At 62.5% G+C, this 12,669-nt stretch carries 10 protein-coding genes; 2 read left to right on the top strand and 8 right to left on the bottom strand.

Annotation, left to right across the window (positions count from 1 at the left end):
- Positions 1-39 precede the first annotated feature (39 nt).
- On the bottom strand, positions 40-909 hold the full coding sequence (locus tag VNT00_RS15815; RefSeq protein ID WP_325589198.1) for a pirin family protein: 870 nt from the start codon (positions 907-909) through the stop codon (positions 40-42).
- 375 nt (positions 910-1,284) lie between these two features.
- Here VNT00_RS15815 and mgtA point away from each other — a divergent pair, with 375 nt between their 5' ends.
- Positions 1,285-4,077 (top strand): magnesium-translocating P-type ATPase, encoded by a 2,793-nt coding sequence (mgtA, locus tag VNT00_RS15810; protein WP_325589196.1) that lies wholly within the window; start codon positions 1,285-1,287, stop codon positions 4,075-4,077.
- Positions 4,078-4,164: 87 nt separating this feature from the next.
- Positions 4,165-5,451, top strand: a complete 1,287-nt coding sequence (locus VNT00_RS15805; protein WP_325589194.1) for an arsenic transporter — start codon at positions 4,165-4,167, stop codon at positions 5,449-5,451.
- Between the two features lie 52 nt (positions 5,452-5,503).
- Here the strand turns inward: VNT00_RS15805 and VNT00_RS15800 are convergent, their stop codons facing one another.
- Genes VNT00_RS15800 through VNT00_RS15770 form a run of 7 tightly spaced genes read right to left on the bottom strand, consistent with a single transcriptional unit; the run spans position 5,504 to position 12,662 of the window.
- Positions 5,504-6,412 carry an intradiol ring-cleavage dioxygenase gene (locus tag VNT00_RS15800; RefSeq protein WP_325589192.1) on the bottom strand — a complete coding sequence of 303 codons (909 nt, stop codon included), beginning with the start codon at positions 6,410-6,412 and terminating at the stop codon, positions 5,504-5,506.
- On the bottom strand, positions 6,409-7,488 hold the full coding sequence (locus tag VNT00_RS15795) for a branched-chain amino acid ABC transporter permease (RefSeq protein ID WP_325589190.1): 1,080 nt from the start codon (positions 7,486-7,488) through the stop codon (positions 6,409-6,411). Before VNT00_RS15795 ends, VNT00_RS15800 begins: the two co-directional genes overlap by 4 nt.
- Before the next feature lie 10 nt (positions 7,489-7,498).
- Complete coding sequence (locus tag VNT00_RS15790; RefSeq protein ID WP_325589188.1) at positions 7,499-8,383, bottom strand: branched-chain amino acid ABC transporter permease; 885 nt, start codon at positions 8,381-8,383, stop codon at positions 7,499-7,501.
- On the bottom strand, positions 8,380-9,114 hold the full coding sequence (locus VNT00_RS15785) for an ABC transporter ATP-binding protein (protein ID WP_325589186.1): 735 nt from the start codon (positions 9,112-9,114) through the stop codon (positions 8,380-8,382). The genes VNT00_RS15790 and VNT00_RS15785 overlap by 4 nt, the downstream gene beginning before the upstream one ends.
- Complete coding sequence (locus VNT00_RS15780) at positions 9,111-9,833, bottom strand: ABC transporter ATP-binding protein (RefSeq protein ID WP_325589184.1); 723 nt, start codon at positions 9,831-9,833, stop codon at positions 9,111-9,113. The genes VNT00_RS15785 and VNT00_RS15780 overlap by 4 nt, the downstream gene beginning before the upstream one ends.
- Positions 9,834-9,850: 17 nt before the next feature.
- Entirely contained in the window at positions 9,851-11,128 is a 1,278-nt protein-coding gene (locus VNT00_RS15775) for an ABC transporter substrate-binding protein (RefSeq protein WP_325589182.1), read from the bottom strand.
- Between the two features lie 25 nt (positions 11,129-11,153).
- Entirely contained in the window at positions 11,154-12,662 is a 1,509-nt protein-coding gene (locus tag VNT00_RS15770) for an aldehyde dehydrogenase family protein (protein ID WP_325589180.1), read from the bottom strand.
- Positions 12,663-12,669: the final 7 nt, after the last annotated feature.

The following is a 12,669-nucleotide window of genomic DNA, read 5'->3' as shown; positions in this document are numbered from 1 at the left end:
AAACGAAGCGTCATGCGCTCAGCCTGTCGTTTGGCATTTTCATGCGCTTGGCAAGGGAATGAATTCCTGATCGTCCAATTGAGGCAATAATATCCGCCCTTCTTCCCAGTCCGCCTTGGCCTGTTCGATGCGCTCCTTGCGCGAAGAGACGAAATTCCACCAGATATGGCGCTGGCCCAGCGGCTCGCCGCCCAGCATCATCAGGCGGCTGGCCTCCAGGGCCTTGACCGCCGGCGCCGGGCCCGCCCCGAACACGATCATCTGGCCCGCGGGATAGGCCACGGACTCGACCTGCACGCTTCCGGCCGCCACATAGACTGCCCGTTCGGGGTAGTCTGCTGGCAGCGTGATCGAAGCGCCCTCCTGCAAGGCGATATCGGCATAGAACAGGGGGGAATGAATGGTGGCCGGGCTCTCGAGGCCAAAGGCCCGCCCCGCGATAAGGCGCCCCGAGACGCCGGTGTCGCTGAACAGGGGCAGCTCGGACGCGCTGTAGTGATTGAATGCGGGGTTGTCTTCTTCGTGGCTTTCAGGCAGGGCCACCCAGGCCTGTATGCCATCGACACGCCCTCCCCGATCGCGCATGCCGTCGAAGCGTTCGGAATGCGCAATGCCTTTGCCCGCCGTCATCCAGTTGAGGTCCCCGGGGAGTATGACCTGCTCTATGCCCAGATTGTCGCGATGGGTTATTTGCCCATCGAACAAGTAGGTGACCGTGGACAGGCCTATATGGGGATGCGGGCGGACATCCAGATTTCTGGGAACCGGTCGTGGCAGTTCATGCGGCCCCATCCGGTCGAAGAAGATGAACGGGCCTATCATCCGGCGCTTGCGGAACGGCAGGACGCGGCCGACCTCATAGCCGCCGCCAAGATCGTGGATTCGAGGTTCTATGACTAGTTCGGGCATGGATAATCTCGCTGAGTGGGTGCGGTTGGATACCGTTGAAGAATACGATTGGTTGCAGATTATGTGTTGCTATTTCGCCAAGCTGATTATGCGGCAATTGTGCAGCTTTTGCGGCGGCGCTAGAATGCGCTAGTTCAATTTTTCGTGACGGAGTTTTATCTGTGGATAGTCCCAGTTGTCGATCTAGTATCGATTTTCCAACTGCAAGGTAGTCACAGAACTTCGTCTTCTGCCGCTGCCTTGCCATAACGGCGGGTAGCGGAACACAAGGCTTTCCCCAAGCCTTGCGAATCTGCTCCTCTGGCTTGAATCGGCGGACCCTTGCCGGGTTCGCAAACTGGTTGCGCGCGCTACCGCGCCGGCCGGGAGCATGCGATGCATTTCAAAAAAATCTTTCACCCCGATATTGCAATACTGAAGGAGCTGTTTGCGGGCTTCGTTCGCAGCCGGCATGTCGGCCGGCATTTTCGCCGTCTTCCCTTTTTTGGATCTTTGTCCAGGTCCAGCGCCTTGCAGGAAGTCCCGCAGGCTCTGAGCCACACCTTGATCGCCCTGGCGCAGTGCAGCCAGGCCACCTTGTTCGAAAGCCTGGGCGCCGGCGCGGACGGTTTGTCGAACGATCAGGCCGCGGCCATCCGCGAGCGCACGGGCCCCAACGAAATCGGGCACGAAAAGCCGCTGTCGTGGCGGGCGCATTTGTGGCATTGCTATAAGAACCCCTTCAACCTGTTGCTGAGCCTGCTGGCGGTCATTTCGTATGTCACCGAAGACAAGACCGCCACACTGGTCATCGGCGCCATGGTGCTGCTTTCCACGGTACTGCGTTTTTGGCAGGAGGGCCAGTCCAACAAGGCGGCCGACGAGCTCAAGGACATGGTCGGCAACACGGCCACGGTGCTGCGCCGCAGCGGCCCTGCCGGCAGCGCCGGGGAAGCCGCCGGGAACGGCGAGGCGGCCGCTCTCGCCGCCGGCCAGCCGCGCAAGACCGAGATTCCGTTCAAGGATCTTGTGCCGGGCGATATCGTCCTGCTGTCCGCCGGCGACATGATCCCGGCCGACATGCGGGTGCTGGCCGCCAAGGATCTGTTCATCAGCCAGGCCTCGATGACGGGCGAGTCCCTGCCCGTCGAAAAATTCGCCGAGCTTTCCAACCCCCGGCAGGCCAATGTGCTGGACCTGGACAATATTTTGTTCATGGGCACCAATGTGGTGTCGGGCTCGGCCACCGCCATGGTGGCGACGACCGGCGGCAAAACCTATTTCGGCGCGCTTGCACAGCGCGTCACGGCCGCCGACCCCGCCCCCACGGCGTTCCAGTCGGGTGTCAACAAAGTAAGCTGGCTTCTCATCCGCTTCATGTTCGTGATGTCCCCCGTGGTGCTGCTGATCAATGGCTATACCAAGGGAGACTGGCTGGAGGCGTGCCTGTTCGCACTGTCGGTCGCCGTCGGCCTGACCCCCGAAATGCTGCCCATGATCGTGACCTCGACCCTGGCCAAGGGCGCGGTCTTCCTGTCACGCAAGAAGGTCATCGTAAAACGCCTCGATGCCATTCAAAGCTTCGGCGCGATGGACGTGTTGTGCACCGATAAAACCGGCACCCTTACCCAGGACAAGATCTTCCTCGAGCGCCATACCGATGCCTATGGCGCCGAATCGGACGAAGTGCTGGAGCTGGCCTACTTGAACAGCTATTACCAGACCGGCCTGAAGAACCTGCTGGACGTCGCCGTGCTGGCGCACGCCGAAGTGCATCGAGACCTGGACGTTGCCTCGGCGTTTCGCAAAGTGGACGAAATCCCGTTCGACTTCAACCGCCGGCGCATGTCCGTCGTAGTGGCCGAACACGGCGAGCATCATCTGCTTATTTGCAAAGGCGCGGCCGAAGAGATGCTGGGCATTTGCACCCATGTGCGCCACGGCGGCCAGGACGAGGCTCTGTCGGACGCGCACCTGGCCCAGGTGCGGGCGGTGACGGCCGACCTGAACGGCCAGGGCCTGAGGGTGGTGGCCGTGGGCGTCAAGGAAATGCCGCCCGCCAAAAGCGCCTACAGCATTGCCGACGAATCGGGCCTGACCCTGGTCGGCTACATTGCCTTTCTGGATCCGCCCAAGGAGACGACCGCCCCGGCCGTCGCCGCCCTGGCGGCGCATGGCGTGGCTGTCAAGGTACTGACCGGGGACAACGAACTGGTGACGCTGAAGATATGCCAGGAAGTGGGGTTGCCCGCCCGCAGCCTGTTGCTGGGTTCGCAGGTCGAGGACATGGACGACCGGCAGTTGGCCGGGGCCGTGGAAGAGCACCACATCTTTGCCAAGCTGACCCCCATCCATAAGGAGCGCATTGTCCGGGCCTTGCGCACGAACGGCCATGTCGTGGGCTTTCTGGGAGACGGCATCAACGACGCACCCGCGCTGCGCGCCGCCGACATCGGCATTTCGGTGGATTCGGGCGTGGACATCGCCAAAGAAGCTGCCGACATCATCCTGCTGGAAAAAAACCTGATGGTGCTGGAAGAAGGTGTGATCGAAGGCCGCAAGACTTTCGCGAACATGCTTAAATACATCAAGATGACGGCCAGCTCCAATTTCGGCAATGTGTTTTCGGTGCTGGTGGCCAGCATCTTCCTGCCTTTCCTGCCCATGCTGCCCTTGCAGCTCCTGGTACAGAATCTGCTTTACGATGTATCGCAAATCGTCATTCCGTTCGACAACGTCGACGAACAGCAGCTGCGCAGGCCGCAAAGCTGGCAGCCCGACGACATCCGGCGCTTCATGCTGTTCTTCGGCCCCTTGAGCTCGGTCTTCGACATCATTACGTTCGGCGCGATGTGGTATTGGTTCGGGGCCGATTCGCCGGAGCGGCAAACGCTGTTCCAGTCGGGGTGGTTTGTCGTCGGTCTGTTGACGCAGACCTTGGTGGTGCACATGATACGCACGCCCAAAGTGCCCTTCCTGCAAAGCCGGGCATCGTGGCCTTTGCTGCTCATGACGGCGTGCGTGATGGGCATCGGGGTGTTCCTGCCCATGGGGCCGTTGGCCGGCTATTTCAAGTTGCAGGCGCTGCCGCCCATGTATTTTGTATTCTTGCTGGTGGTATTGCTGGGTTATGCGGGATTGGTCCAGGCCATGAAAAAACTCTACGTGAGGCGCTATGGCTGGCAGTAGCGGGCAGGATGGCGTGCGCGGCACGCCTGCCTTGCCGCGTGGCGCGACGCAGGATTTTTTGACGATAACAACCTTGATGTGATAACGATGCTTGTTGCGCTGGCCATTTTCATTTTTACCCTGGTGCTGGTCATCTGGCAGCCGCGCGGGCTGGGCATAGGCTGGAGCGCCCTGATCGGCGCGGCCCTGGCCCTGGCTTGCGGCGCCGTCCACCTGGCCGACATCCCCGTGGTCTGGCACATCATCTGGAACGCCACGGCCACGTTCGTCGCCATCATCGTTATCAGCCTGCTGCTCGATGAAGCCGGCTTCTTCGAATGGGCGGCCCTGCACGTGGCCCGCTGGGGCCGGGGACAGGGCCGCCGGCTGTTCGTCCTTGTCGTGCTGCTGGGCGCGGCGGTTTCTGCCTTGTTCGCCAACGACGGCGCGGCGCTGATCCTCACTCCCATCGTCATGGCCATGCTGGCGGCGATGGGGTTCGGCTCGGCGGCGACGCTGGCTTTCGTCATGGCCGCGGGCTTCGTTGCCGACACGGCCAGCCTGCCTCTGGTCATATCCAACCTGGTCAACATCGTCTCGGCGGACTTTTTCGATATTGGCTTCGGACGCTACGCTTCGGTCATGATTCCCGTCGACCTGGCATCGATAGCCGCCACCTTGCTGGTACTGTTCCTGTGCTTTCGCCGCGACATTCCAAGGCATTATGAAATGGATCGGCTGAAAGCGCCGGAGCGGGCCATCCGATGCAAAGCCACTTTCGCGGCCGGATGGGTGGTCATGGCCGGCCTGCTGCTGGGCTTCTTCGTTCTGGAACCGTTGGGCATACCCATAAGCGCCACGGCGGCCGTGGGCGCCCTGGCGCTCCTGCTCGTCGCCGGACGAGCCCATATTATCGGCACGCGCAGAATCGTGCGCGGCGCGCCCTGGCACATCGTCGTGTTTTCCATAGGCATGTACCTGGTCGTGTACGGCTTGCGCAATGCGGGCCTTACGCAATGGCTTTCCGGCTATTTGTCGTGGCTGGCAAGCCTGGGGCTGTGGCCGGCCGCATTCGGGACCGGGGCGATGGCCGCCCTGCTTTCCTCCATCATGAACAATCTGCCGGCGGTCCTGGTCGGCGCGCTGTCCATCCACGGCAGCCAGGCCGGCGGCGCGATCCAGGAAGCCATGATTTACGCCAACGTCATCGGCAGCGACCTCGGGCCGAAAATAACGCCCATAGGCAGCCTGGCCACCCTGCTGTGGCTGCATGTACTGCAACGCAAGGGCGTGACGATTTCCTGGGGCTATTACTTCAGGATAGGCATCGTCCTGACCCTGCCGGTTCTGGCCGTTGCGCTGGCGGCACTGGCGTTGCGGCTGGGCCTGGGCTAGGACCAGGAGGCTTTACCGATAGGTGATGGCCGGGCCCGGCCGCAGGCACGGCCTATGCGGCGGCCGTGCTGTCTTGCGCGCCGGCCGTCTTGGCCGGCGCCGCGGGCTTCGTCATGACCAGGTCGTAATGCATGGTGTAGAACGGCTCGTTCATGACCGTGCCGTCGGGGGCTGTTCCGCCGGCTTCATGGCGCTGGTAGTCGCCCAGCAGCGACGACCTGACACCGAATACGGCGTCCGATTTCAGATAGGGATCGGTCTTGTCGAAGACGTGGGTGATAAGCGTGGAATAGCCCTCGGCGGCCACCATGAAATGGATGTGCGCGGGACGCCAGGGATGCCGGCTGGTGCTTTGCAGAAGCTTGCCCACGGGGCCGTCGGTGGGTATGGGATACGCCACGGGCTTGATGGTGCGGAAATGGAAATCGCCGTTTTCGTCCGCGCGCAGCCTGCCCCTGCCGGCCAGCTTGTCGTGGGGATGCTGCACGTCGTAGAAACCGTCTTCGTCCGAATGCCAGACATCCAGCACGGCGTTGGCGATGGGCGCGCCATCCATGTCCCGGACCGTGCCGCTGGCGAAGCACGGCTGGCCTGCCGCGCCGTTGCTGATGTCGTCCCCATTGGCGTACCACGGCGCGTTTTCAACGTGAAACGGCCCGAACACCGTGGATTCGGTTGCCCCCTGCGGCTTCCTGTTATTGAGCAGCACAGTCAGCATCGACATGCCCAGCACATCGGAAAGCAGGATGAACTCCTGCCGTTTGTCGCTGCATATCTTGCCGGTTTCGGTGAGGTACTGGATGGCGAATTCCCACTCCTGCTCGGTCAGCTCGACCTCGCGCGCGAAGTCATGCAAATGGCGGGTAAGGCCTGACACCAGTTGCTTGAGCCGGGGATTCTGGCAGTCGGCCAGCCGCGCGTTGACGGCGTCGGTGATGTTTATTTCGTCGTAGTTGATCATGATGCTTCCTTGGCTGGACGGGGTGGCGCGGCGGGCCGGGCCGGGCTGCCGGCGGGCTCGATTTCCAGGCGTCGCTGCACGGGAAAAAGACGCAGGCCGAAAGTCGACTGGACATAGCCCCAAAGGCCTTGCTTGAACAAGGTGGTGATCAGGATGGCCATGATGCCCAGCCCCACCAGGTACCAGGTGCCGTAATCCGAGAAAAACCGGTTCAGCACCCAGAAGATGACGGCGCCGAGTATGGGGCCTTCTATGGTTCCGAGCCCGCCGATGATGACCAGGAAAATGGCGAATGCCGTCCAGTTCACCGAAAACGCCGCATCGGGCGAAATGCGCAGGTTGCCCAGGAAATACAAAGCTCCCGCCAGGCCGGCGCCCAGCGCCGCGACGATGTAGACGAACAGTTTGGTGGACTTGACGTCGATGCCCTGCGATTCGGCGGCAACCTCGGAGTCGCGTATGGCAAGCAGGGCCAGGCCCTGCTTGCTGCGCAGAAACCAGTAAGTGACGGCAATCGTGGCCACCACCGCGGCCAGCGTCATCCAGAACGTGACCGACTGGCGCGTCGCGCGTTCGATGCCGCGCAGCGCCGTCAGGCTGGTTCCCGACCCGCCGCCAATGGCCGAGATATTGGCGAAGGTAAGCCGGAAGACTTCGGCGATGACCCAGGTGCCGATGGCGAAGTAGCCGCCTTGCAGGCGGAAGGCGATTTTCGATACGGGAATGGAGATCAGCGCGGTCAGGACGGCGGCGGCGGGAACGGCCAGGAATGGATTGAAGCCCAGGAAGTTGCCCATCACGACCAGCATGTAGCCGCCAAAGCCCAGAAAGGCCTGCTGGCCCACCGAAACCATGCCGCCGTAGCCGGCCAGCAGGTTCCACATGCTGGCGAAGATGAAGTAGCAGGCAATCTGGTTGAATTCCTGCATCCAGCCGGCATTGGCCCACCAGGGCATTGCGGCGGCGAACACCACCAGGACGATCGCAACCGCGAAGCCTGCCCTGCTGGCGCGGGTATGGCGCTGGATGGAATACGGCCCTGGAATCGCGGCCGGCGCGGCCAGTGTTTTTTTCATTGGTCGAACCTCAACGTGTCTTGGGGAACAAGCCTTGGGGCTTGACCAGCAGCATGGCCAGGAATACGACATGGCCGCACCAGATTCCCCAGCCCGGGTCGATGCGGAACCCGATGACCTGGGTGATGCCCAGCACGATGCCGCCAACGAACGTTCCCCAGAAAGACCCCATGCCGCCGATGATGACGGCCTCGAATGCATAGATGAGCAATGCCGGGCCGTCGGCCGGAGCGACCGTGGTGCGCATGCCCTGCAAGGTGCCAGCGACGGCGATGAGGACGAAGGCGATGGCGGTGGCCAACGCATAGATGTGATGCGATTCCACACCCATGAGTTTCGCAGTGTCGCCGTCGTCGGAAGTGGCCCGGAAGGCCCTTCCCAGCGCCGTGCCGGAGAACAGCCATTGCATGGCGAACGCAATGGCGATGGCGACGATGAAGATGATGAGAGGCAGGAGGCCGATGGTCAGGCCTTCGTGGATTTGCAGGCTTTGCGTATTGAGCCCGGCGGTTTCGATGGCGCGGGGGTCGGCCGTGAAGATTTCCATGAGCATGTTCTGGATGACGATGGAAATGCCGAAAGTCACGACCAGCGACGGCAGGGGATCCTTGCCCAGCGTGCCGTTGAGGATGAAGCGCTGCAGGGCATATCCGATGGCGAAGGCAATGGGCAGCAGCGCCAGCAGTGCCATCCACGGAGCCATCGCGCCGTGGATCCCCAGCGCGGGAAGCAGGCTCAGTGCGCCGAAGGCCGACAAAATAAGGAAATCGCCGTGCGCAATATTGGTAAGCCGCATCACGCCGAACATCAGCGACAAGCCCATGGCGAACAGGGCGTACAGGCTTCCCAGCAAGGCGCCCTGGATCAGGACCGCGATAATGGCGATGAGAGTCATGCTTGGGCCCTTTGTTCCGGCGCCGGGTTTTCGGGCAGGCCGAAATACGCGGCGGTAATCTGTTCCTGGCTGATCTGCTTTGAAGCGCCCGTCAGCGACACCCTGCCCTCCTGCAGGCAGTACAGGCGGCTGGATACGTTGCGCGCCATGGTCGTGTCCTGCTCGACGATGACGGCCGTCAGGCCGCTGGCGGTGACGCTTTCGAGCGCTTCGTAGATTTCCTTGACCACGATGGGCGCCAGCCCCAGGGACAGTTCGTCGCAGATCAGCAATCGGGGATTGCTCATCAGCGCGCGTCCTATGGCCACCATTTGCTGCTGTCCGCCCGATAGCGCGGTGGCGGGCGCATGGCGGCGTTCCTTCAGTATGGGAAACAGCCTGCCGACGGCGGCCAGGTCCCATGGGCCGGAACGCTTGCGGTAGGCGCCCATGAGCAGGTTTTCCTCGACGCTCAGGCTGGGAAACAGGCGCCGGCCTTCCGGAACCATGGCGATGCCTCGTTGCACGATTTTTGCGGGGGTCATGCCGCCTATGGCTTCATCCTGGAAGCGCACGGCTTGCGCGGGCGCCGCCAGCAATCCGGTGATCGTCTTGAGCAGTGTGGTCTTGCCCGCGCCGTTGGCGCCGATCACCGCGACGATCTCGCCTTCTCCAACCTCGAAGTCGATGCCGAACAGTGCCTGGAAGTCGCCATAGAAAGCAGTGAGTCCATCGGTTTGCAGCAGCTTCATGTTTGCATGCCCATATATACGCGTTGAACCTGCGGATCGTTCATCACGGCCGCAGGCTCTCCCTCGGCCAGCTTCGCGCCGAAGTTCAGGACCATCAGGGTGTCAGCCACGGCCAGCAACGCATGCACGACATGCTCGATCCAGACCATGGTCACGCCCTGTTCCTTGATGACCATGATTTGCTCGACCAGGCTCTTGGCTTCGTATTCGGTCAGGCCTCCGGCGATTTCGTCCAGCAACAGCAGGCGCGGCCCGGTGGAAAGCGCCCTGGCCAGCTCCAGCCGCTTGCGATCGAGCAAAGCCAGCCCGCCCGCCAGTTGATTGGCCTTCTTGAGCAGTCCCGTGCGTGCCAGGACATCCACGCTGCGGGCGCCTGCATCCTGCTCGGTGAGGCCGCCGCCGAAGCTGGCCGCGACCAGGCAGTTTTCAAGCACCGTCATGGCGTTGTAGGGCTGGGGTATTTGATAAGAGCGCCCTATCCCCTGGCGGCAGCGCTTGTGGGGAGCCATCGCCGAGACATCGGAGGCGCCGAATACGATACGTCCCTTGTCCTGGCGGACGTCGCCGGCGATAAGGTTGAACAGCGTCGTCTTGCCGGCCCCGTTGGGGCCGAGTATGCCCAGCGTGGCGCCCTGCGGGACGGTGAACGTGATGTTGTCCGTAACCGTCAGGGCGCCGTAGTTCTTGCTTACGCCTTCCACCGAAAGCAGCGTCGTCATGGTTTTTTCCACCGTGGTCAGGAAATCAACTGCAGCTTGCCTCCCGCGGGGATGGACGGGTAGGCCTGATTGTTGACGATGACCAGATCGTAGGGATACTTGCCGCCCTTTACCCATTGGCCCAGGACAAGGGGTGTCTTGGATATGTTCTTGAACGGACCCTTGCCGCCCCATTTGACCGGGCCGACCAGGGTGTTGGTGCTGGTGGCCAGCATGGCGTTGCGTATGCCGGTGTTGTCCAGGGTCTTGGCGCGCTTCAGCACATCGACCGCCACTTCGAACAAAGCGTGGGCAAAGCCTATGGGCTGGGTCCATTGGCGCTTGGTTTCCGACTCGTAGGCGGCGCAGACCTCTTTGGCGGTCTTGCCTGTCAGCGAGGACTTGAACGGGTGGGACGGCGACCACCAGACCTCGGTCGAAACGAGATTGCCAAGGTTGCCCAGCGCCTCGACGGCGGTTGGAAACAGCAAGGCCTTGCCCAGCGTCACCACCTTGGGATGGAGGCCCTGCTGCTGGGCCTGGGTAAGGAAGGTTTTGGCATCGGGCGGAATGACGACCCCCGTGACGATTTCGTCGCCGGCCTTCTTGAAGGCGGCGATCTGGGCCGAGAAGTCCTGGTTCATGTTCTGGAACCGGCCCGGATCGGTAAGGGTGAAGCCCATTTCCGACAGCGGCTTGGGAAAGCCGATGTTCTTGTCCCCCCAGGCGTTGCCGTCGCCGTCGTTGGGAAACAGGCCGCCGACCTTCTTGTTGGTCTGCACGCTTTTCCAGCCGTTGGTGTAGTTTTCGATGACGTCTTCCAGGCCCCAGAAGAAGTGATAGGTCCATTCGAAGCCCTTCTCCGGATTGCCCTTGCGTCCAAAGAACCAGGACTGCCAGGGCACCACGGTGGAAATGCAGGGCACCTCGTTGAGTTCGCAGGCGTCCGAAACCGGATTGGCGGTTTCGGGGGTCGACGAAACCAGGATCATGTCCACGTTGTCGCGCAGTATCAGGTCGTTGGCGACCTCTCCAGCCCGGTTGGGCGAGGACTGGCTGTCCTTGAGCAGCACCTTGACCGGCAGCTTCTTGCCGCCGACCTCGATGCCGGCCTTGAACATGTCCTGCAGGTTGGCTATGACCCATTTGTCGGACTCGCCGAACGGTGCGAGGGGCCCCGTTTGCGGCGAGACGTAGCCGATCTTGATTTCCTTGCTTTTGGCAAAGGCGGGCGTGGCTCCCATGGCGCCCAAGGCCGCGGTGGCGCCGGCGGAAAGTATCAGGTTACGTCGTGTTGGATTGAAATTCTTCTTCATGATGTCTCCCTGGTGAATGTTGTGGTCAGCGGGCGTAGTACGGACGCATGTTCGCGTCCACATTGACCCATACCGACTTGACCTGCGTATATTCGCGCATGGCTTCAAACCCCATTTCGCGTCCATAGCCCGACATCCCCACTCCTCCGAATGGCGATGCGGGGTTGACCCTCTTGTAGCAATTGATCCAGACCATGCCCGACTTCATGCTCTGGGCGAACTTGTGCGCACGCTGTAGATCGCGCGTCCACAGCCCTCCTCCAAGGCCGTATTGCGTGCCGTTGGCGATGGCCAGCGCCTGCTCGTCGGTGCTGAACCGCGTGACGGTGACGAAAGGCCCAAACACCTCTTCCTGGCTGACTCGGCTGGCCGGGTCGGCGACGACCACGGTGGGCTCGACATAGCAGCCATCGGCCAGGGCCGGGTCGGCCGGCGCTTTTCCTCCGAGCAGGATCTGGCCGCCCTCTTCGCGCGCCACGTCGCAGTACGACAGGACGCGGTCGCGCTGCTGGCGCGAGGTCAATGGCCCCATCTCAGTGTCGAGGTTCAAGGGATCGCCCACCCGCAGCGAGCCCGCCAGCTTGATGAAGCGCTCCAGGAACTCGTCGGCGATGGATTCATGCAGCACGAGACGGGAGCCGGCAATGCACGCCTGGCCCTGGTTGTGGAAGATGGCGTAGGCGGCGCCGTTGACGGCGGCGTCCAGATTGGCGTCGCCGAAAACGATGTTGGCGCCCTTGCCGCCGAGCTCCAGCTGTAGTTTCTTGAGGTTGCCCGACGACGCCTGGACGATGCGCTTGCCTGTCGCCGTGGAGCCGGTGAAGGCGATCTTGGCGACCTCTTCGTGCTCGGCCAGGTATTGCCCCGCGACGCTGCCCAGGCCCGGCACGATGTTGACCACCCCGTCCGGGAAACCGACTTCGGACATGAGCTCGGCGATGCGCAGAGTAGTCAGGGGCGTGAGTTCGGCGGGCTTGAGCACGACGCAATTGCCGGCGGCCAGCGCCGGCCCCATTTTCCAGCTGGTGAACATCAGCGGAAAATTCCACGGCACGACCTGCCCGACGATGCCGACGGGTTCGCGCAGCATGTAATTGAGGAAGCCCTCTTCGACAGGGATGACCGTGCCCTCGAGCTTGTCCGCCATGCCGCCGAAATACCGGAACGTGACGGCGGTGCGCGGCGCATCCAGCGCCAGGGTGTCGCGCAGCGGATGCCCGGTGTCCAGGGATTCGAGCCTGGCCAGCTCTTCGGCGTGGGCATCGATGGCGTCGGCCAGCTTGAGCAGCAGATGGCCGCGATCCATGGCCGCCATGCGCGACCACTTGGGCAAGGCCGCCCGGGCCGCCTTGATGGCCTTGTCGACGTCGGCCGGGCCCGCCATGGCGACTTCGGTGATGACGGAATTGTCGTGCGGGTTCAGCGTGGGAAGCGTTTCGCCGGACTCGGCATCGACGAACCGGCCGCCAATGAACAACTGGTTCCGTACCGGCAGGTCGAGCCCCTGGCCGGCCTGCATGTTTTCGACCTTCATGATCCAG

The sequence above is a fragment of the Eoetvoesiella sp. genome (assembly GCF_035555955.1).
Lineage (GTDB): Bacteria > Pseudomonadota > Gammaproteobacteria > Burkholderiales > Burkholderiaceae_B > Eoetvoesia.
Note: the sequence above shows the minus strand (reverse complement) of the source record. Positions and strands in the feature narration are given on the sequence as shown.